This is a genomic window from Streptomyces sp. NPDC002884 (genome assembly GCF_040295245.1).
In the GTDB taxonomy this organism is placed as follows: domain Bacteria; phylum Actinomycetota; class Actinomycetes; order Streptomycetales; family Streptomycetaceae; genus Streptomyces.
Map to the genome: position 1 here is coordinate 292,956 of NZ_JBEOVB010000003.1, position 18,685 is coordinate 311,640.

17 protein-coding genes are annotated in these 18,685 nt (G+C 73.1%); 9 read left to right on the top strand and 8 right to left on the bottom strand.

Translation table 11 applies throughout. The annotated features are described in order from the left end of the window. Positions 1 to 235: 235 nt before the first annotated feature. Positions 236 to 1,195: an AraC family transcriptional regulator gene (locus ABT070_RS08610; RefSeq protein WP_351756628.1), complete on the bottom strand. Its 960-nt coding sequence runs from the start codon at positions 1,193 to 1,195 to the stop codon at positions 236 to 238. A 69-nt stretch (positions 1,196 to 1,264) separates the two neighbouring features. On the opposite strand from ABT070_RS08610, the gene ABT070_RS08615 reads away from it, so the two are divergent. Beyond that, on the top strand, positions 1,265 to 2,089 hold the full coding sequence (locus ABT070_RS08615) for a phytanoyl-CoA dioxygenase family protein (protein WP_351756631.1): 825 nt from the start codon (positions 1,265 to 1,267) through the stop codon (positions 2,087 to 2,089). Between the two features lie 82 nt (positions 2,090 to 2,171). Here ABT070_RS08615 and ABT070_RS08620 read toward each other — a convergent pair whose 3' ends face one another. Then, complete coding sequence (locus ABT070_RS08620) at positions 2,172 to 3,140, bottom strand: aldo/keto reductase (protein WP_351756633.1); 969 nt, start codon at positions 3,138 to 3,140, stop codon at positions 2,172 to 2,174. A gap of 174 nt (positions 3,141 to 3,314) precedes the next feature. Between ABT070_RS08620 and ABT070_RS08625 the strand changes: the two genes are divergently transcribed. From ABT070_RS08625 to ABT070_RS08645, 5 genes are all read left to right on the top strand, one after another. Then, positions 3,315 to 6,062, top strand: coding sequence for a helix-turn-helix transcriptional regulator (locus tag ABT070_RS08625; protein ID WP_351756636.1), 2,748 nt, complete (start codon positions 3,315 to 3,317; stop codon positions 6,060 to 6,062). A 100-nt stretch (positions 6,063 to 6,162) separates the two neighbouring features. Beyond that, complete coding sequence (locus tag ABT070_RS08630) at positions 6,163 to 6,987, top strand: alpha/beta fold hydrolase (protein ID WP_351756639.1); 825 nt, start codon at positions 6,163 to 6,165, stop codon at positions 6,985 to 6,987. Between the two features lie 22 nt (positions 6,988 to 7,009). Then, complete coding sequence (locus tag ABT070_RS08635) at positions 7,010 to 7,822, top strand: alpha/beta fold hydrolase (RefSeq protein WP_351756642.1); 813 nt, start codon at positions 7,010 to 7,012, stop codon at positions 7,820 to 7,822. A 54-nt stretch (positions 7,823 to 7,876) separates the two neighbouring features. Next, positions 7,877 to 8,674, top strand: a complete 798-nt coding sequence (locus ABT070_RS08640) for an alpha/beta hydrolase (RefSeq protein ID WP_351756645.1) — start codon at positions 7,877 to 7,879, stop codon at positions 8,672 to 8,674. A 56-nt stretch (positions 8,675 to 8,730) separates the two neighbouring features. After that, positions 8,731 to 9,525, top strand: coding sequence for an MBL fold metallo-hydrolase (locus tag ABT070_RS08645; protein ID WP_351756648.1), 795 nt, complete (start codon positions 8,731 to 8,733; stop codon positions 9,523 to 9,525). Between the two features lies 1 nt (position 9,526). Here ABT070_RS08645 and ABT070_RS08650 read toward each other — a convergent pair whose 3' ends face one another. Both ABT070_RS08650 and ABT070_RS08655 read right to left on the bottom strand, forming a co-directional pair. Further along, positions 9,527 to 10,042 carry a flavoprotein gene (locus tag ABT070_RS08650; RefSeq protein WP_351756651.1) on the bottom strand — a complete coding sequence of 172 codons (516 nt, stop codon included), beginning with the start codon at positions 10,040 to 10,042 and terminating at the stop codon, positions 9,527 to 9,529. A gap of 9 nt (positions 10,043 to 10,051) precedes the next feature. Beyond that, positions 10,052 to 10,513, bottom strand: a complete 462-nt coding sequence (locus ABT070_RS08655; protein ID WP_351756654.1) for a nuclear transport factor 2 family protein — start codon at positions 10,511 to 10,513, stop codon at positions 10,052 to 10,054. Positions 10,514 to 10,627: 114 nt separating this feature from the next. On the opposite strand from ABT070_RS08655, the gene ABT070_RS08660 reads away from it, so the two are divergent. Beyond that, a complete protein-coding gene (locus ABT070_RS08660) occupies positions 10,628 to 11,206 on the top strand; it encodes a TetR/AcrR family transcriptional regulator (RefSeq protein WP_351756657.1) in 579 nt (192 codons plus the stop codon). On the opposite strand, the gene ABT070_RS08665 is transcribed toward ABT070_RS08660, so the two are convergent. From ABT070_RS08665 to ABT070_RS08680, 4 genes are all read right to left on the bottom strand, one after another. Further along, the gene (locus tag ABT070_RS08665) at positions 11,176 to 13,191 is read right to left on the bottom strand and encodes a M36 family metallopeptidase (RefSeq protein WP_351756660.1); all 2,016 of its coding nucleotides are present in this window, start codon (positions 13,189 to 13,191) and stop codon (positions 11,176 to 11,178) included. The two genes, ABT070_RS08660 and ABT070_RS08665, sit on opposite strands and share 31 nt — an antisense overlap. Positions 13,192 to 13,243: 52 nt before the next feature. Then, positions 13,244 to 15,220, bottom strand: coding sequence for a M20/M25/M40 family metallo-hydrolase (locus tag ABT070_RS08670; protein WP_351756663.1), 1,977 nt, complete (start codon positions 15,218 to 15,220; stop codon positions 13,244 to 13,246). 318 nt (positions 15,221 to 15,538) lie between these two features. Next, on the bottom strand, positions 15,539 to 15,739 hold the full coding sequence (locus ABT070_RS08675) for a ferredoxin (RefSeq protein ID WP_351756665.1): 201 nt from the start codon (positions 15,737 to 15,739) through the stop codon (positions 15,539 to 15,541). A gap of 9 nt (positions 15,740 to 15,748) precedes the next feature. Then, positions 15,749 to 16,981 (bottom strand): cytochrome P450, encoded by a 1,233-nt coding sequence (locus ABT070_RS08680; RefSeq protein ID WP_351757346.1) that lies wholly within the window; start codon positions 16,979 to 16,981, stop codon positions 15,749 to 15,751. Between the two features lie 384 nt (positions 16,982 to 17,365). Between ABT070_RS08680 and ABT070_RS08685 the strand changes: the two genes are divergently transcribed. Further along, positions 17,366 to 17,989: a LysE family transporter gene (locus ABT070_RS08685; protein ID WP_351756668.1), complete on the top strand. Its 624-nt coding sequence runs from the start codon at positions 17,366 to 17,368 to the stop codon at positions 17,987 to 17,989. A 143-nt stretch (positions 17,990 to 18,132) separates the two neighbouring features. Beyond that, on the top strand, positions 18,133 to 18,582 hold the full coding sequence (locus ABT070_RS08690; protein WP_351756671.1) for a nitroreductase family deazaflavin-dependent oxidoreductase: 450 nt from the start codon (positions 18,133 to 18,135) through the stop codon (positions 18,580 to 18,582). Positions 18,583 to 18,685 lie beyond the last annotated feature (103 nt).

The following is an 18,685-nucleotide window of genomic DNA, read 5'->3' on the forward strand; positions in this document are numbered from 1 at the left end:
GACTCGCACAGGGTTCGGCACCTCTGACGTCCGCGGGGGGTACCGCTCTTTTGAAGCGTGGGGGGTGTGAACGGGAGGTGTCTCGCGCGCACCGGGGAAATCGTTGTCCGTGCGCCGACAGGGCTCACCTTTGCACAGCCGGACCAGGCGGAACAAGAGATCTCGCGGTTTCGTGCATTGCGTGCGGGCCGAATAATTTTGACGAAACGTCAACGGCGGAACCCCTGTGGGGTGGTCACTGTATCGGTGTCCCTTTTGGTGCCCCTTTCGACGTGCCTTTCGGCACGGTAATTGCCGGGCGCATTCCGTCCCGGTACGCGCCGGGCGGTGTGCCGTGCCGGGCCCGGAAGACGCGGCTGAAGTGGAACGCGCTCGCGAAGCCGCTGGCCGACGCCACGCGTTCCACGGACAGGTCGGTGCCCTCCAACAGCCGGGCGGCGTGCCGCAGTCGCGTCTCGAGCAGGGCCCGCATCGGGGAACGGCCGAGCTGCTCCGTGAAGAGGTGGGCGAAGCGCGAGGGCGACAGCGCGACCTCCGCGGCGAGCGAGCGGACGGTGTGCGGGGCGCCGGGATCCGCCGCCATCCGCGCCTGTGCCCGGCGGACACGGTCGTCGAGGCCGGCCGGGGAGGCGGGAGACCGGGCCGAGGCCGCCGCCAGCAGGACGGCCTCCTCCAGTCCGCACAGGGCGAGTTCCCGGGCCGCGGAGCCGTGGGCGACCACGATCCCCAGGTCGCCGGAGGGCGTGTCCGCGCCGGTCCACCGGGCGTCGGCGTGCGTCCGCCGCCAGGCTCCCTCCATCCGTTCGTGCAGGGCGGCCGGGACGGGGACGACGGCGTACAGACCGTCCGCGCCGTCGCCGGTGGCGTACGGGCGGAGCCAGGGCGTCCAGGAGGGCCGGGCCTGGCAGTGGGCCCACCAGAACCGCCAGTGCCGGGCGCCGGGTTCGACGGCGTAGGCGTGCGGGACACCCGGCGCGAGCACCACCAGGTCTCCGGCTCCCGCCCGCACCTCGCTCCCGCCCTGCCGCAGCCGGCCGCGCCCGCCCGTCGTCCAGGTGAACAGCCAACTGTCCGATCCCTGAGGCCGGTTGACGCCGTACCCGGCGCCCTCGTCGAAGTGGCCGACCACCACCAGACCGGGCGGCGGGGACGGATCGGCGGGCCCGGCAGTCCTGGGCAGGTCGTCAGCACGCATGGGCATCCTCCCGAAGGGCGCGTCGGCCTAGCGTGGCGGGTCGAGACCAGTGGACCGAGGAGGGCAAGTATGACCGTCACGGACACCGGCGCCGCCGGAGCACCCGTGCTGACCCCGGCGGGGCTGCGGCAGTACCGGGAGGACGGCTTCACCGTCGTACGCGGGCTGTTCGGGTACGACGAGGTCGACCGGCTGTGCGGGGAGTTCGCGGAACTGCACGCGGCCGGGCGGCCGGTGCCCGGGCACTTCGAGCCGCGCCCCGGCGCCGCCGACCCGCTGCACGCCTACCCGAGAGTGATGCATCCGCACGAGATCGGCGCCCTGGCCCGGCAGGTGCTGCTGGACGCCCGACTGCGGCGCGTGCTGGAGGAGTTGCTCGGCGAGGAGGTGCTGGCCGCGCAGAGCATGTTCTATTTCAAGCCGCCGGGCGCCCGGGGCCAGGCGCTGCACCAGGACAACTTCTATCTCCGGGTCGAGCCGGGCACGTGTGTGGCGGCCTGGCTGGCGTGTGACGTGATCGACCGGGACAACGGCGGTCTGGAGGTCGTGCCCGGCACCCACCGGATGGGGCTGTTCTGCCCTGAGGAGGCGGACGCCGAGGTGTCGTTCGCGCGCGAGTACGTGCCGCCGCCGCCCGGGCTCGTCCCGGTGCCGGTCGACATGGCGCCGGGTGACGTGCTGTTCTTCAACGGCAGCCTGGTGCACGGGTCGGGGCCCAACCGCAGCGAGGACCGGTTCCGGCGGTCGTTCATCGGGCACTACGCCGGGCAGTCCGCGCGACGGATCGGCCGCTACTACCGGACGGTCTCCATGGGCGGGGAGCGGGTGCCGCTGGCGGTCAGCGAGGGGGCGGGGCCCTGCGGTACCGAGTTCGCACCGCAGGGCCCGCACTAGCGCTCCGCTCGTCGGGGTGTCCCTCGGCCGCCGGTGCGCGGGGACCGTTCGCGCGGTTCCCCGCGCCCCGGCCGGTGCGCCTTCAGTGGCCGGAGACCGGGTGGGGGGTGTAGGGCTCCTCCAGTTCCGCCAACTCCTTTTCGGTAAGCGTCAGTTCGGTGGCCGCCACCGCGTCCTCGAGGTGGTGCGGCTTCGCGGCTCCGATGATCGGGGCGGTCACCGTGGGCTGGTGGAGGAGCCAGGCGAGGGCGACCCGGGCGCGCGGGACGCCCCGGTCGGCAGCGATGCGGGTGACCGCCTCGACGGTGCCGCGGTCGCCCTCCGGGTAGAGGGAGCCGCCGAAGCCGTCCGTGGAGCTGCGGCCGGTCTCGGTGCCCCAGTCGCGGGTGAGGCGGCCGCGGGCCAGCGGGCTCCACGGCAGTACGCCGACGCCCTGGTCCGCGCAGAGCGGCAGCATCTCGCGCTCCTCCTCGCGGTAGAGGAGGTTGTAGTGGTTCTGCATCGACACGAACCTGGTCCAGCCGTGCCGTTCCGCCGTGTACTGCATCTTGGAGAACTGCCAGGCGTACATCGAACTCGCCCCCAGGTAACGGACCTTGCCCGCCTTCACCAGGTCGTGCAGCGCCTCCATCGTCTCCTCGACCGGGGTGTGCGGGTCGAAGCGGTGGATCTGGTACAGGTCGACGTGGTCGGTGCCGAGGCGGCGCAGACTGTGGTCGATCTCGGTCAGGATCGCCTTGCGGGACAGTCCGGCGCCGTTGGGTCCGGGCCGCATCCGGCCGTTCACCTTCGTCGCGAGCACGATCTCGTCGCGGCGGGCGAAGTCGCGCAGGGCCCTGCCGACGATCTCCTCGCTGGTGCCGTCGGAGTAGACGTTCGCGGTGTCGAAGAAGGTGACACCCGCGTCCAGGGCCTGCCTGACGAGCGGGCGCGACGCCTCCTCGTCGAGGGTCCACTCGTGCGCGCCCCGGTCGGGGAGTCCGTAGGTCATGCAGCCCAGACAGATTTTGGACACGTCCAGACCCGTCGAACCGAGCTTCACGTACTGCATCGCGGCCGCTCCTGACATCGGTGGAGGTACAGAAGTGGAGCGTACGTCCGGCCCGGCCGGCCGGGCCGGACCGGCTGATCACACCGTCCGGGCCGCCCTGCCTTGATTGAATGGCGGTGCTTCACACAATCTGCCGATGGCCTTCGTGTCCGGGCCTTCCCGAAGGGCGTTGGCGTGATCCTCGTAGGGCGTGGACCGGAGCGGGAGCGGCTCGACGGCCTGGTCGCCGGAGTGCGTGGCGGGCTGAGCGAGGCGATGCTGCTGCGCGGTGACGCCGGCATCGGCAAGACCGCGCTCCTCGGCCACGCGGCCCGCGAGGCCGGCGATCTGCGGGTGCTCCGGGTGGCGGGGGTCGAGGCCGAGTCCGGTTTCCCGTTCGCCGCGCTGCACCGGCTGCTCGTACCGCTCCTGGGGCACCTGAAGGAACCCGGTGCGCTGCCCGTGCCGCAGCACACGGCGCTGCGGGTCGCCTGCGGACTGGCCGAGGGGCCCGCGGCGGACCGGTTCCTGGTGGGGCTCGCCACGCTCACCCTGCTGGCGGAGAGCGCGAAGAGCCGTCCGGTGCTGGTGTGCGTCGACGACCTCCAGTGGGTCGACGACGAGTCCCTCGGGGCGCTCGCGTTCGTCGCGCGCCGGGTGCACGCGGAGGGCGTCGGCCTGCTGTTCGCGGCCCGCACCGGCTTCGCGGTGCCGGCGGGGATCACCGTCACCGACGTGACCGGTCTTGCGGAACCGTTCGCACTGGAGCTGCTGCGCGACACGGTCGGCGGGCCGCTCGACGCGCGCGTGGCGGCGCGGATCGTGGCGGCGACGGCCGGGAATCCGCTCGCCCTGACCGATCTCGGCTCGGAGCTGTCCGCAGAGCAGCTCTCGGGCGGACTGGCGTTGCCCGAACCGCTGCCCGTGGGCAGCCGACTGGAGGCGCACTACCTCCAGCAGGTCCACGAACTGCCCGCCGCCACCCAGGAGTGGCTGCTGCTCGCCGCCGCCGAGCCGGGCGGCGACCTGGGGTATCTCACGCATGCGGCCCGGCTGCTCGGCTTCGGTCCCGAGGCGTCGGGCCCGGCCGAGGCCGCCCGGCTGGTGACGTTGGGGGCCCGGGCCGGGTTCCGGCACCCGCTGGTGCGCTCCGCGGTGTACGGCGGCGCGACGAGCGTGCAGCGAAGACGGGCGCACGGGGTGCTGGCCCGGGTCACCGACCGTCCCGCCGACGCCGACCGGCGGGCCTGGCACCGGGCCGCCGCCGCGCTCGGCCCGGACGCCCGGGTCGCCGACGAGGTGGAACGGGCGGCCGACCGGGCGGGCGCCCGGGGCGGCTACGCGGCCCGCGCCGCGTTCCTGACCCGGGCGGCCGAGCTGACCGCCGAGGCCGGGACGCGGACCGGACGGCTGGTCGGCGCGGCCGAGGCCGCACTCACGGCGGGTGCGCCGTTGCAGGCGGAGTCGCTGCTGGACCTGGTCGAGGTCGACCTGCTCGACGGCGTCGGGCGGGGCCGGGCGCTGCTCGTCCGGGCGCACGCGATCAGCCTGCTCGGCGACTCGGGGGCCTTCTCCCGCGCACCCGCGCTCTGCCTGTACGCGGCGCGTGCCTTCGGCGACGAGGCTCCCGGGCCCGCCAAGGAGGCGCTGCTGAGGGCGGCGGACCGGGCCATCACCGCCGAGCATCTGATGCGGGACGTCACCGTGGCCGACATCGCGCGGGCGGTGGACGAGCTGGTCCCGCGCGAGGGTCCCGCCACGGGCGTCGACCTGGTGCTGCGGGCGTTCGCCGTGCTGGTCACCGACGGCTACGAGCACGCGGTTCCCCATATGCGGGCGGCCTACGCGCGGCTGCTGGCGCCGGACACACCGGACGAGGAGGTGCTGCTGACCTATATGCCCACCGTCACCCTGTCGATGATGCTGTGGGACGAGGAGGCCCAGCGGGCGGTGATGCGCCGGGCGGCGGACGCGGCCCGCGCCTGCGGCGCCCTGATGCAGCTGGACACCGTCCTGTACTGCGCGGTGATGCACGAGACCAATCTCGGCGAGCTCGCGGCCGCCGACACCCTGCACGCGGAGGGCAACGAGATCCGAGCCGCGATCGGCGCCACCGACGAGATGTGGGCGATGTACCGGCACCCCGAACTCCTCGCCTGGCATGCCGAGGCCGACGACCTCGACGCCCTCCTGACGGGATCGATGCAGGCCGGCACCTGGCTCGGCAACGGCGCGGTCGAGTCCATCGCCCGGATCGGCATGGCGGTCCTCGCCCTCGGCGGCGGCGACTGGGCCCGCGCCCGGACGATCACCCGCGAGCTGGTCGGGCACGACGAGTTCGCCTACCACTCCCGTCTCCTGCCCCACCTGGTCGAGGCGGCCGCGCGCTGCGGGGACCGGGTGCTGGCCGCGGCGACCCTGCGCACCCTGGCCGACCGCGCCCGGGCCACCGGCACCCCGTGGGCGCTGGGTCTGCTGGCGCGCTGCCGGGCCCTGCTCGCGGCCGACGACGAGGCCGAGCCGTTCTACCGCGAGGCGCTGTCGCTGCTCGCGGGCACCGGCGCCCGAGCCGATCTGGCCGTGGCACATCTGCTGTACGGGGAGTGGCTGCGCCGCCGTAGACGCCGCAAGGACGCCCGGGAGCAGTTGCGCGGCGCGCTGGAGATGTTCGACGGGATGGGCGCGCGGCGTTACGCGGCCCGGGCGGCCCAGGAGCTGGCCGCGACCGGGGAGCGCCCCGGCCGGGGGCCGGCCGGCACCACCGGTTCCCTCACCCCGCAGGAACTGACCGTCGCCCGGCTCGCCAGGAGCGGCGCGACCAACGCGGAGATCGCCGCCCAGCTGTTCATCAGCGCGAGCACCGTCGACTACCACCTCCGCAAGATCTTCCGGAAGCTCGACGTCACCTCCCGCCGCCAGCTGGCCCGGACGCCGGAGCTCTGACCGGGGCCGGTCATGACTACGTGTTCCACGGGATACGGACCGCGCCGCCGCCGGACAGGATCGAGCGCGTCGGACACGTCCCGCAGAAGGGAACACCCCCATGCCGTACGTCACCACGGCCGACGGCGCCGAGATCTTCCACCAGGACTGGGGCACCGGCCGCCCGGTCGTCCTCAGTCACGGCTGGCCGCTGAACTCCGACAGCTGGGAGGCGCAGGCGCTGTTCCTCGCCTCGCACGGCTACCGCGTGATCGCGCACGACCGGCGCGGCCACGGCCGGTCCACCCCGACCTGGCACGGCAACGAGATGAACACCTACGCCGACGACCTGGCCACCCTGATCGACACCCTCGACCTGCGCGACGTGACCCTCGTCGGGTTCTCCACGGGCGGCGGCGAGGTCGCCCGCTACGTGGGCCGGCACGGCACCGCCCGGGTCGCGCAGCTGGTGCTCGTCTCCGCCGTGCCGCCGTTCATGCTGCGGACCGACGACAACCCGGGCGGGGTGCCGGCCGAGGTGTTCGACGCGATCCGCGCGGGGTCGCTCGCCGACCGGTCGCAGCTGTACCGGGACCTGGCCGACGGGCCGTTCTTCGGGCACAACCGGCCGGGCGCGAACGTGTCGCAGGGCATCCGGGACGCGTTCTGGCTCCAGGGTCTCCAGGCCTCGCATCGCAGTGCCTACGAGTGTGTCGCGGCGTTCTCCGCCACCGACTTCCGGGCCGACCTGGACGCATTCGATGTGCCGACGCTGGTGATCCACGGGGACGACGACCAGGTCGTCCCCTTCGATGTGGGCGGAAAGGCGTCGGCGGCCCGGATCAAGAACGCGGCCCTCAGGGTCTATCCGGGCGCCCCGCACGGCATCACGGACACGCACAAGGAGCAACTGAGCACCGACCTGCTGGACTTCCTCAACTCCTGAGCTCCCGAAGGAGATCTCCTCGATGGTTCCCGAAGTCCCCTCCCGCCGCCTCGTGCTGGGCGGCATGCTCGCCGCCGGCGCGGCCACCCTCGGTTCCGGCGCCCCGGCGTCCGCGACCGGCGCCCGCCCCACCGTCGTCCTCGTCCACGGCGTCTTCGCCGACGCGTCCGGCTGGAGCGCCGTGACCGCGGCCCTGCTGGACGCCGGCTACCGGGTGATCGCCCCGGCCAATCCCCTGCGCGACCTCGCGGGCGACTCGGCGTACGTCTCCAGTGTGATCGCCACGATCACCGGGCCGGTCATCCTCGTCGGCCACTCCTACGGCGGCGAGGTGATCACCAACGCCGGAGTCGGGCACGAGAACGTCAAGGCGCTGGTGTACGCGGCGGCGTTCGCGCCGGACGAGGGCGAGAGCGCGCTCCAGCTGGCCGGGAAGTTCCCCGGCAGCCGGTTGGAGCCCGCCCTGGTCGGCCGGCCCTATCCGATCCCCGGCGCGGAGCCCGGCCTGGACGGCTACATCGATCCGGCGAAGTTCCACGACGTGTTCGCCCAGGACCTGCCCCGGTCCACCACGAGGGTCCTGGCGACCGCCCAACGGCCCGGCAGCATCGGCGGGTTGGCGGGCCCCAGCGGGGTGCCGGCCTGGAAGACCGTGCCGTCCTGGTACGTCGTCGCGACCGCCGACCGGGTCATCCCGCCCGCCGCTCAGCGGTTCATGGCGGAGCGGGCCGGCAGCCGGACCGTCGAGGTCGAGGGCGCCTCGCACGTGGTGATGATGTCGCACCCGCAGGCCGTGGTCCGGCAGATCCGCGCCGCCGACCGCGCCACCCGCTGACCCCGCCCGACTCGCGCCCGGCTCCCGGGCGACCGGACAACCTACGGAGCAGCCATGTCCGCACCGGACACCATCGTCCTGATCCACGGCTTCTGGGTGACACCCCGCAGTTGGGAGCACTGGATCGCGCACTACGAGAAGCGCGGCCTTCGGGTGCTGGCGCCCGCGTACCCCGGCTTCGAGGCGGAGGTCGAGTCCCTCAACGCCGACACCACACCGATCGAACAGGTCACCGTCCCGGGAATCGTCGAGAAGTTGGAGACCCTGGTCCGCGGCCTGGACCGGCCCCCGGTGCTCATCGGCCACTCGGCCGGCGGTGTGTTCGTGCAGCTGCTGCTCGACCACGGCCTGGGCGCGGCGGGCGTGGCGATCAACTCGGCCCCCACGGAAGGCGTCGCGGTGCTGCCGCTGACTCAGATCAAGGCCGCCTTCCCGGTCCTGAAGAACCCGGCCAACCGGCACCGGGCGGTCGGTCTGAACTTCGACCAGTGGCACTACGCCTTCACCAACACCTTCCCCGAGGAGGAGTCGAGGGCGCTGTACGAGCGGTACGCCGTGCCCGCGTCCGGCAGCATCTTCTTCGACAGCGCCCTGGCCACCCTGCGCCCCGGCCACCAGAGCACCTACGTCGACTACCACAACGACGACCGGGCGCCGCTGCTGTTCGTCTCCGGCGAGAAGGACCATCTGATGCCGCCGAAGGTGCAGGAGTCCAACGCCCGGCACTACAGGTCGAACACGGTCACCGAGGTCAAGGAGTTCGCGGGACGCCCGCATCTGCTGCCCGCCGCCCCCGGCTGGGAGGAGGTCGCGGACTTCGCCCTCGACTGGGCGCTGGCGCACGCGAAGTAGCCGCGACTCCGGGGTGGCCGCGCGGCCACCCCGGACCTGCCGGAAGGGACCGGCGCATGACCGAGGTCCGCATCACCCACATCGGCGGCCCGACCACGCTCATCGAGGTGGCAGGCCGACGGCTGCTCACCGACCCGACGTTCGACCCGCCCGGCCGTCGCTACGCCTTCGGCTGGGGCACCTCGTCCCGCAAGACCTCGGGTCCGGCCCTGGACGCCGCCGGACTCCCGCCGATCGACGCCGTGCTGCTCACCCACGACCATCACGCCGACAACCTGGACACCGCCGGACGGGCCCTGCTGCCGGGAGCCGGGATCGTCCTCACGACCCCCTCGGGAGCACGCAGGCTCGGCGGCAACGCACGCGGGCTCGCCCCGTGGACGACCTGGCGGCTGGACTCCCCCGGCCTGCCGTCGATCGAGGTGACCGCCACCCCGGCGCGCCACGGCCCGCCCCTGTCGCACCCGCTGGTCGGCGAGGTGACCGGCTTCGCCCTGCGCTGGGAGGGGCAGCGGCACGGAGCGCTGTGGATCTCGGGGGACACGGTCCTGTCCGGCGGGGTGCGCGAGGTGGCCGGCCGCCTCGACGTGGGCACGGCCCTGCTGCACCTGGGCGGGGTGGGCTTCCCGCTGACCGGGCCCGTCCGCTACACCCTGACGGCGCCCCGGGCGGTGGAGCTGTGCCGGGCGCTGCGCCCGCACACCGTTCTGCCGGTGCACTACGAGGGCTGGTCGCACTTCCGGGAGGGCCGGCGCGTCATCGAGGCAGAGTTGGCGAAGCCCACCTCCGGGGAGCTGCGCGAACGGTTCCGGTGGCTGCCCCTGGGTACGGCGACGGACGTCACCGTATGACTCATTCGATCAGGTCCAGCGCCCGCTCCCAGTCGAACTCCTCGCCCTGGGCACGGTCGTACGGGTATCCGAACCGGACGCCCATGCCGCGCAGCCGTATCAGGCTGTCCTGGTAGGCGGGGTGGCCCGCGAGGGTCTCGCTCACACAGGGCAGGACCCCGACGGGCACGCCCAGCCCGGCGACCTCGCACAGGGTGCCCAGGGCGAGGGTGTCGGCGATGCCGGCCGCCCACTTGTTGACGGTGTTGAAGGTGGCCGGGGCGACGACGACCGCGTCGGGTCCGGGGAACGGCCGCGGGTCGCCGGGGCGCCGCCAGGCGGAGCGGATCGGGCGTCCGGTCTGCGCCTCGACGGCGGCGGTGTCGAAGAAGCCGTTCATGGCGTGCGGCGTCGCGATGACGCCCACGTGCCACTCCCGTTCCTGCGCCGCGGCGATCAGCCTGCCGACGTCCGCGGCGACGCCGGCGGCGCAGACGACGACGTAGAGGAAGGGCGGCTGTTCGTCCTGTTCGGTCACCCGCGCACCCTACTCAAGCGGGAAGGACAGCCCTCGTTCGGCCTCGGGGCGCGGCCCGTGGATACGGCGGTCCGCCTCCTCGATCGGCACGTCGTCGATGCTCGCCTCGCGGCGGGTCATCAGTCCGCGCTCGTCGAACTCCCACAGTTCGTTGCCGTAGCTGCGCCGGTACTGCCCGGTGGCGTCGCGTGACTCGTACTGGAAGCGGACGGCGATGCGGTGGCCGTCGTGCGCCCAGAGCTCCTTGCGGAGCGCGTAGTCGTGCTCGCGGGCCCACTTGGCGGTGAGGAACTCGACGATCTCGGCACGGCCGGTGAGGAAGGTGTCGCGGTTGCGCCAGACCGAGTCCTCGGAGTAGGCGAGGGCGACCTTGTGCGGGTCACGGGTGTTCCAGGCGTCCTCGGCGGCCTGGACCTTCTGGGCCGCGGTCTCCCGGGTGAAGGGCGGCAGGGGCGGGCGGGCGTCCGACATGGCTTCTCCTGGCTCCAGACAGCGGAGAACGGGCGTTCTCCGTCCTGACTGCTAAAGTAGAGAACGCACGTTCTCCCGTCAAGGAACCACGAACCCCGAGGAGCGGTGGTCGCCATGGACAGCGCAACGGCCCGTGAGCAGGCGCTCGACGCCGCCGAGATGCTGTTCTACGGGCGCGGCCTGCAGTCCGTCGGGATGGACGACCTCCGGGGCGCCTCGGGGGTGTCGCTCAAGCGCCTGTACCAACTGTTCCCGGCCAAGGAGCAGTTGGTGGAGGCCTACCTGGAGCGGCGGGACGTGCGCTGGCGCGGGCTGCTCGCGGAGTACGTCGCCCGGCGGGAGGACCCCCGGGAGCGCATCCTGGCCGTGTTCGACCGGCTGGCGGAGTGGTTCGGCGAGCCGGACTTCCGCGGCTGCGCCTGGATCAACGCGTACGGCGAGCTGGGCGCCACCTCGGAGCGGGTCGCCCGCCGGGTACGGGAGCACAAGCGGGCGTTCCGGGAGTACCTCGGCGAGCTCGTGGCCGACGCCGGGCTGCCCGAGGCACTCACCGGCCCGCTGTTCCTGCTGGCGGAGGGCGCGATGGTGACCGCCGGGATCGACGGCGGCGCCGCCCCGGCGGCGGAGGCACGCGAGGCGGCGCGGCTGCTGCTGGGCCGGACTCAGTCCTCGTGCCCGGCCGGGGGCAGCTGACCACCGGCCTGGCAGCCGATGAAGGACGCGTTGGGGCAGAAGGCGTCGAAGCCCATGCCGTACCGGGCGAACGCTCCCCAGGCCGCCGTCCGGACCTCGGCGTACTCGGCCGCCGTGAGCGACGTGCCCTTGAGGTCCTTCAGGGCCCGCAGGATCGCGTCGCGGGCGGTGAGCAGGGACGGGTTCTTGGGAGTGAGCTTCAGCCCGTCGACGACGGCCTGCCAGGTGACCCGGTAGCCGCGCTGCTTGCTGCCGAGCTCCGTGCTGATCCGGCGGGTCATCTCCATGAGCGCGGCGCACCAGATCTCGCCGACGTTGTGGATCTTCGTGTAGTCGAGATCGCCCGTGAGCTGCCCGATGTCCCCGAAGCCACCGGGGTACGCGTCGTCGTAGGGCCGCTGGCGGATGCCGGCCGGGTTGTCGATCACCCAGTCGCCAACGACGGTGTGCTCCTGCTCCTGGGAGAAGTTGGGGATGGTGAGCGCGAAGAAGTCCGACCAGCCCTCGCCCATCGCCCTGGACTGTTCCTCGCGCAGACCGTTGGCGTCGTGCAGGCCGCCGACCAGCCGGTTGGTCACCCCGTGCGTGAACTCGTGACGCACCACGTGCGCCTCGTTGGCCGTGTGCCTTCCGGTCGCGGCGACCAGGCCCATGTTCATCTCCGCCGCCAGGCCGTCGGCGCGCGTGAGCATGTTGGCCGTGCCGAAGACCGGCCCGGGATGGGCGTGTGCGACGACCGGGTCGGCGCCCACGCCCAGGCCCGAGAAGTTGACGGTCTGGAAGTTGCCGTGCTCCTCGTCGAAGCCGAGCATCACGAAGATGTCGTGCATGTAGTTGCAGAAGAAGAAGATGTTGGTGACGAGTTGCTCCGGTGTGTCGGGGGCCGGGGTGAACAACCCGTTGCCCGCCGCGTCGACGTCGACCTCGAAGCTTTCACCGGTGTCCCCGTCGACGGCCTGCACGTTGTTCCCGACGGTCGCCACGCTTCCGTTCTGCCGGTCCACCCACGGGCCGGGGAACCCGGGCCCCGTGGTCGGCCGCGGCGCGACCGGATAGTCGCTCAGCGGCAGCGGGAAGGAGGCCAGGGCGAACCCGGTCTCGACCGGGTTCTGCCGGAACACCAGTCCTCCGACGACATGATTCGTCAGGTCCTGGAGGTACAGCACCTGCGGTGCCGCCCCCTCCGCCGTCATCCCCTCGGCCTCCACCAGCGCGTGGTACTGCACGGCCCCCTGTGCGCGGGAGAACCTGAACGACCAGGCGAGACGGACGGTGTCGCCCATGTAGAAGTACACCAGCCGAGCGGGGATCGCCTCGTCGAAGGCACCCTTGTCGAACGTCATCGGCTGGTCGTTGCGCGCCTGGGAGCTCAGCCGGCGGAAGCCGTCCGAGACGTCCAGGGCCGGCAGCTCGTCGGTACCGAGCAGGCCGTCGAGCGTGACCGCTTCGGCGGCCCTCGCGGCGCCGGCCGCCAGGGCCGACTCGACCGGCACGGTCGGCATGGTGGGGACGTTGCCCGGCACACTCGCCGTGTCGCCGACGACCCGGTCGACCGTGCCGTCCTCGCGCAGCCACACCTTGGGGGCCATGCCCCACACGTCGATGCCGTTGAGTGTCTGCTGGAGGCTGACCACGTGCATGCCGCCGCTCGTGACCGTCACCTTCGGATCAGCCTCGAACTCGGCGGGTTCTCCGGCGGCGAAGCCGATCGCCGCCGAGACCGAGGAGAGGTACTCCTTGGCCCTGGCGATGTAGTCGCCGTCGGTGGACGCGGCGCCCGCCCGGTCGGCGAGACCGGCCGGTGCACCCTCCACCCGCAGCTCGGTCAGGTGGCCGGTGAAGCGGTTCACCTTGCCTTCCTCGGCGATGAGGGTGTGGCGCACCGACTCCGCCACCCGAGCGGTCTCGCCGAGGAACGCCTCGGCGCCCGGGAGCCGGGCGAGCCGGTCGTACCCCAGGTCTCGCTTGTCGATCAGCTGTGTCATGACGGATGCTCCTCCCGAGGGCGCGAGGCCCGTGTCGGGGCGGGCCTGCGGGTCACAGGCCCGCGAGGGTCAGGGCGGTCGCCGTGACGGAGCGGGCGACCGTGGCGGCGAACCGCGTGCTGTGGTCCTGGTCGAGGAGGGTGTCTCCTTGGGTGTGGTACTGCCGGGTACCCGTGCCGGGCCCGCCGTCGAGGGCGAAGATGTCCTCGGAGACGGCGACGGCCGCCCAGCCCCGCTCATGGAAGCTCGCGTGGTCGCTGCGCCCGATCGCCGGATCGGCGGGGCCCGTGAGCTGCTGGACCGTCACCCCGGTGTCGATGGCCGGGACGGTGTGCGCGACGAGGGCGCCCAGGGCGTCGGACGCGCTCACGACCGGGCCCGACACCGAGGAACCGGCGTGGATCTCCACGGTCGGGGTGCTGCCCTGCCGGCGGCCCGCGATCATGTCCATCTGGAAGACGCCGGCGATCCGGTCCCCCTCCGCGGCGGCGGCCCGGGCGTAGAACTTGCTGCCGACCAGGCCCTGTTCCTCGGCGTTGAAGAGCACGAAGCGCACGTTCCGGGTGGGTGCCCTGCCGTCCGCGAGCACCGCGTGCAGGCACTCGGCGGCGGCCAGGACTGCGGCGGTTCCGCTCCCGTCGTCGTCGGCGCCGGGAGCGGGGTCCACGGCGGGGTCGTAGGGGCGGGGGTCGCCGTTCGCGTCGACGAAGTCGCCGCTGGAAGCGGTGGAATCCAGGTGCGCGGTGATGAGCACCGTGGAGTCCGCCCCGGCGACGCGGTGCTCGGCCTCCACGTTGGACAACTGGTTCCCCCGCCACCGGAACCGGTGCAGCCGCACGCGCAGATCGAGGTCCTGGAAACGGTCCGCGAGCGCCTCGACGACTCGGGGGTTGTCCTCGGCGGACGCGTCCCGGCTGCGTACCAGCAGCCCCTCGCCCTCTCTCAACGGCTCGACACCGGAGAGGCGCGCGACATGGCCGCGCAGTACCTCGGGGGTCACGGCCGCGCGCACCGCCGCGATGGTCTCCGGGGAGGGGTGACCGTCCATGGCCGCCGTCGCGGCGGGGTCCGGCTCCGCGCCGCCCTCCGCCGGGCGGCCGGCGAGTCCTTCCGCCCGAGCCTCGCCGGGCCGGGAGAGCAGCGCCGGGTCCGGCAGCAGCCGTTCGGTGTGCCCCGGCTTCGCACCCGGCAGGTGCACGTCCTCCACCGGAACACCGGCGGGCGCCGCGAGGTAGACGCCGCCCGGCGCGGGCCCCAGGGGGAGGAGCGGCGGGTCGGCGGCCGCGGCGAGGCCGTCGGCGGCGAGGCCGAAGGCCGCCGTGGCGCGCGCCGTCGCCCCGTCCCCGGCGTCCGCGGCGTTCCGGGCGGCGGCGATCGGACGGTCGTCGCGGATCAGGAAGGCCGCCGTCTCCTCCACCGGTCCCCGCAAGTCGACCGTGAACCCGGCCTGTTCGAGCACCGCGGCGCCCAGCGTGCTCGCCATGGCCAGCACGAGCCGCGCCGACGCGACATGCACGGGGACGACCTCGGTCCCGTTCGCGACCCCCTCCAGCGCGGGCAGCCCCAGGCCCTCGGGCAGCACGATCCGCACCCAGTGGACGGGCCGGTTCTCCACGGCGGCGGCGGTGAACACGGGGTGGGCCGCCGTGCGCATCCCGGCTTCCCGGGCGAACGCGCGCTCCTGGGCGTCCTCCCCCACGAAGACGCACTCGCCGGCCGCCGAGGCAGGCGTCCCCGCGCCCGCCGTGCCGGCCACCGCCCCGTCGAAGGGCTCCCGGCTGTCCTTGGCGCCCCAGTGCACGAGAGCCCGGTCCGTGAAACGGTCCGGGAACGCCTCCCGCAGGGCCGAAGCGGCCCGTTCCTCGTCGGCCGCGGAGGGCCCCGGGTTGGAGATGATGCCCTTGCGTACGTCGCGGAAGGCGTCGAGCACGGCGAGGACACGCGGCCGGGGCAGCAGCGTCAGCGAGCCGTCGGCCTCCTGACGGGCATCCGCCAACGTCGCCCCGATATCGAAGAAGAGCACAGGCATGGTGTGCCTCCGTGAAGTGACCGGCCCCGGAGCGACAGGGGACAGGGCGGGGCCGGTGCCGCGCAGATGAGGGGCCCCGGGGCCGACAGCCCCACGCCGTCTCCCCGGGCGACACACGCCGCTCCGGAGAGGGACCCCGCCCCTTCCATCGTCCGCCTCGGGTTGCGTTCTCGCATCCCAGGATGTACACGAATGCCGTTCAACATAGGACAGTTGAAAGGGATACAGGTGCGGGAACGGTCGGCCCGACGGCCGCCGTGCTCCGCACCCGCCTCTGGAATTACGGCAGTTGATCACCTCACGACGGCAGGCGAGGCCTCACCCGGCCGTCTCGGACACCTTGATCGCGCCGACCGGGCAGGCCCGTGCGGCCTCCCGCACCATCGGGTCACCGCCGCCCTCCCGGCCGGGCAGGAGGGTGCTGAAGCCGTCGTCGTCCTGGGTGAAGACGCCCGGGGCGGCCAGGGCGCACTGGCCGGCGCCGATACAGACGTCCGTGTCGATGTGAATGTCCGTCACGGGTGCCCCCTACCAGGTCACGGGGAGTTCCAGCATCCCCTGGATGGTGTCCCCGGGCTTCCAGCGGACCTCGTCGGCGGGCACGGCCAACCGCAGGCCGGGGAGCCGGGCCAGCAGGGTGCCCAGGGCGATCTCCAGCTCCGCGCGGGCCAGGTTCTGGCCGAGACACTGGTGGATGCCGAAGCCGAACGCCACGTGGTGGCGGGCGGAGCGGTGCCAGTCGAGGGTGTCCGGTTCGGCGTAGGCGTTCTCGTCGCGGTTGATGACCGAGGTCGCGAAGACCACGCCCTCCCCCGCCCGGATCGTCGTCCCGGCCACCTCGATGTCCTCGGTGGCCTGGCGCAGCAGCCCGTCCGCGATGGACAGCATCCGCATCAGCTCCTCGACGGCCGCCGGCAGCCGCGACGGGGCGGCGCGCAGCTCGGCCAGCCGCTCGGGGTGCCGGAGCAGGGTGTAGGTCCCCAGCGAGATCATGTTGGCGGTCGTCTCGTGGCCCGCGACCAGCAGGATCGTGGCCAGCGCGATCGCCTCCTCCCGGTCCACCGTGCCCGCGCGCACCTGCTCGTGGACCAGCGTGTCGAGGACGCCGTCGCCGGACGGCGCCGCCAGCTTCCGGTCGATCAGCGCGCCGAGGTAGGCGTCGAGCCGGTCGCGCGCCGCGCGTACCTCGTCGGGCACCCGGCTGCGCAGCAGCCGCCGCGACTGCTCCTCGAAGAACTCGTGGTCGGCGTACGGGACGCCGAGCAGTTCGCAGATCACCGTGGACGGCACGGGCAGCGCGAAGGCGTTCACGAGTTCCGCGGGCGGTCCCTGCGCGAGCATCGCGTCGATGCGCTCGTCGACGATCCGCTGGATGGCCGGGCGCAGGGCGGTGGCGCGTTTGAGGGTGAAGCTCGCGACCAGCAGTCGGCGCTGGACGTGGTGCTCCGGGTCGTCGACGTTGAGCAGGGCGGAGCGGCGGTCGCGCAGCGCCACGAAGCGGGGCGAGGTCGCCGGGTAACCGGGGCGGGTGCGGTCGGTCGACAGGCGGGGGTCGGCGAGCAGGGCACGGGCCGTCTCGTGCCCGGTGACCAGCCAGACGAGCCGGCCGTCGTAGAGGGTGACGCGGGCCAGCGGACGGGAGTCGCGCAGGGGGTCGTAGGCGGCGGGCGGCCGGTAGGGGCAGGTGCGGTCCTGGGGGTAGGCGACGGGAGCCGGGCCGGACCGCCCCTCCGCCGGATCCGATGCATGCGTCGCGTTCATCCGGTCCATCGCGTTCTTCCGGTCCATCGCGTTCATCCGGTCCGTGGCGTTCTTCCGGTCCGTCGTGTCCGTCGTGTCCGTCATGGGTGACCTCGCAGACGAAGAGTGCGTCATGCCGATCTTCATTAGATGCCCCGGGCATCTATGGGGCGACGCGCAGTTCGGCCAGATCGACCAATGGGGCGATTCGGCCGGAACCGATCGTTCCGAAGCGTCATTCTTGGGACGGCGGCGGGAAAACCGGTTGCCGCCACCCGGCCCTCACCCGCAGGATCCGGCCATGTCCACATGCGAAGCCCTCCTGCCGCCGATGTCCGCCACCGCTCTCGCGGCGCGCAGCCGGCAGCAGCCCGGCCGTCCCCGGAGGCCCGATACCGCGCGACCGTGACGGCCGCGCTCGTCGCGGGCCTGGTCGCGGGCTACGGCATCGCCGTACCCGTCGGCGCGGTCGCGACCTACCTCGTCTCCCTCACCGCCCGCACCTCCCTGCGCACCGGTGTGTGCGCCGCGCTCGGCGTCGCCCTCGCGGACGGCCTCTACGCCCTGGTCGCCACGGTCGGGGGCGCCGCCGTCGCCGCCGTGCTGCGGCCGGTGCTGACGCCGTTGCGCTGGGCTTCGGCGCTGGTCCTGCTGGCGCTGGCGGCGCGCGGCGCGGCGACGGCCGTACGCCAGTACCGGGCCCGGCGGCTCAGCACCCGGTCCGCTCCCCCGCCGCCGAGCCCGGCCCGGGCCTGTCTGAGTCTGTTCGGCATCACCCTCCTCAACCCGACGACCGTGATCTACTTCGCCGCGCTGGTGCTCGGCACCGGCACCACCGAGTCCGTACGGCCCCTGGAACAGGGCGTGTTCGTGCTGGCGGCCTTCCTCGCGTCCGCGAGCTGGCAGGTGTCGCTCGCCGGGGGCGGCGCGCTGCTGGGCCGGGTGCTGACCGGTCACCGGGGGCGGCTGGTGACGGCGCTCGTGTCGAGCTCGGTGATGACGGTGCTGGCCGTGCGGATGGTGACCTAGGTGGTTGACCGGGTGGTTGACCGGGTGGCGACGCGGGCGGCCCCCGGGCGGATGAATCTCGCGGCCACCGGTGTTGGACCGAGTTGCGAGTGGGACGTACGTGACGCGAACGACGCGGCGCGATGACGAAGGGGACGGATGCCATGCCTCTCGAAGGCGAGTACGAAGCCAGCCCGACGCAGTGGGTGCGCGAACAGGTGGAGCAGTACGAGCGCTCCGGCGGCACCGAGGCGACGACACTGCGGGACACCGGAATGCCCGTCATCCTGCTGACGACCCGGGGCGCGAAGAGCGGGAAGCTCCGCAAGACGCCGTTGATGCGGGTGGAACACGACGGCCGGTACGCCCTGGTCGCCTCGCTGGGCGGGGCCCCGAAGCACCCGGTCTGGTACTTCAACGTCAAGGCGGATGCGCAGGTGGAGCTCCAGGACGGACCGCACAAGCAGGACATGACGGCCCGTGAGGTCACCGGCACGGAGAAGGCCGAGTGGTGGGAGCGCGCCGTCGCCGCGTTCCCGCCGTACGCCGACTACCAGGAGAAGACGGACCGGGAGATCCCGGTGTTCGTCGTGGAGGCCGCCGCCGGCAGCTGAGACGACGGCCTCCGTCCGGGCACGGAAGGTGTCCCTGCGGGGGAAGGTGTCCCTGCCGGGAAAGGTGTCCCTGTGGGGATCGTTCGAGCGCCGTTCGAGGGTT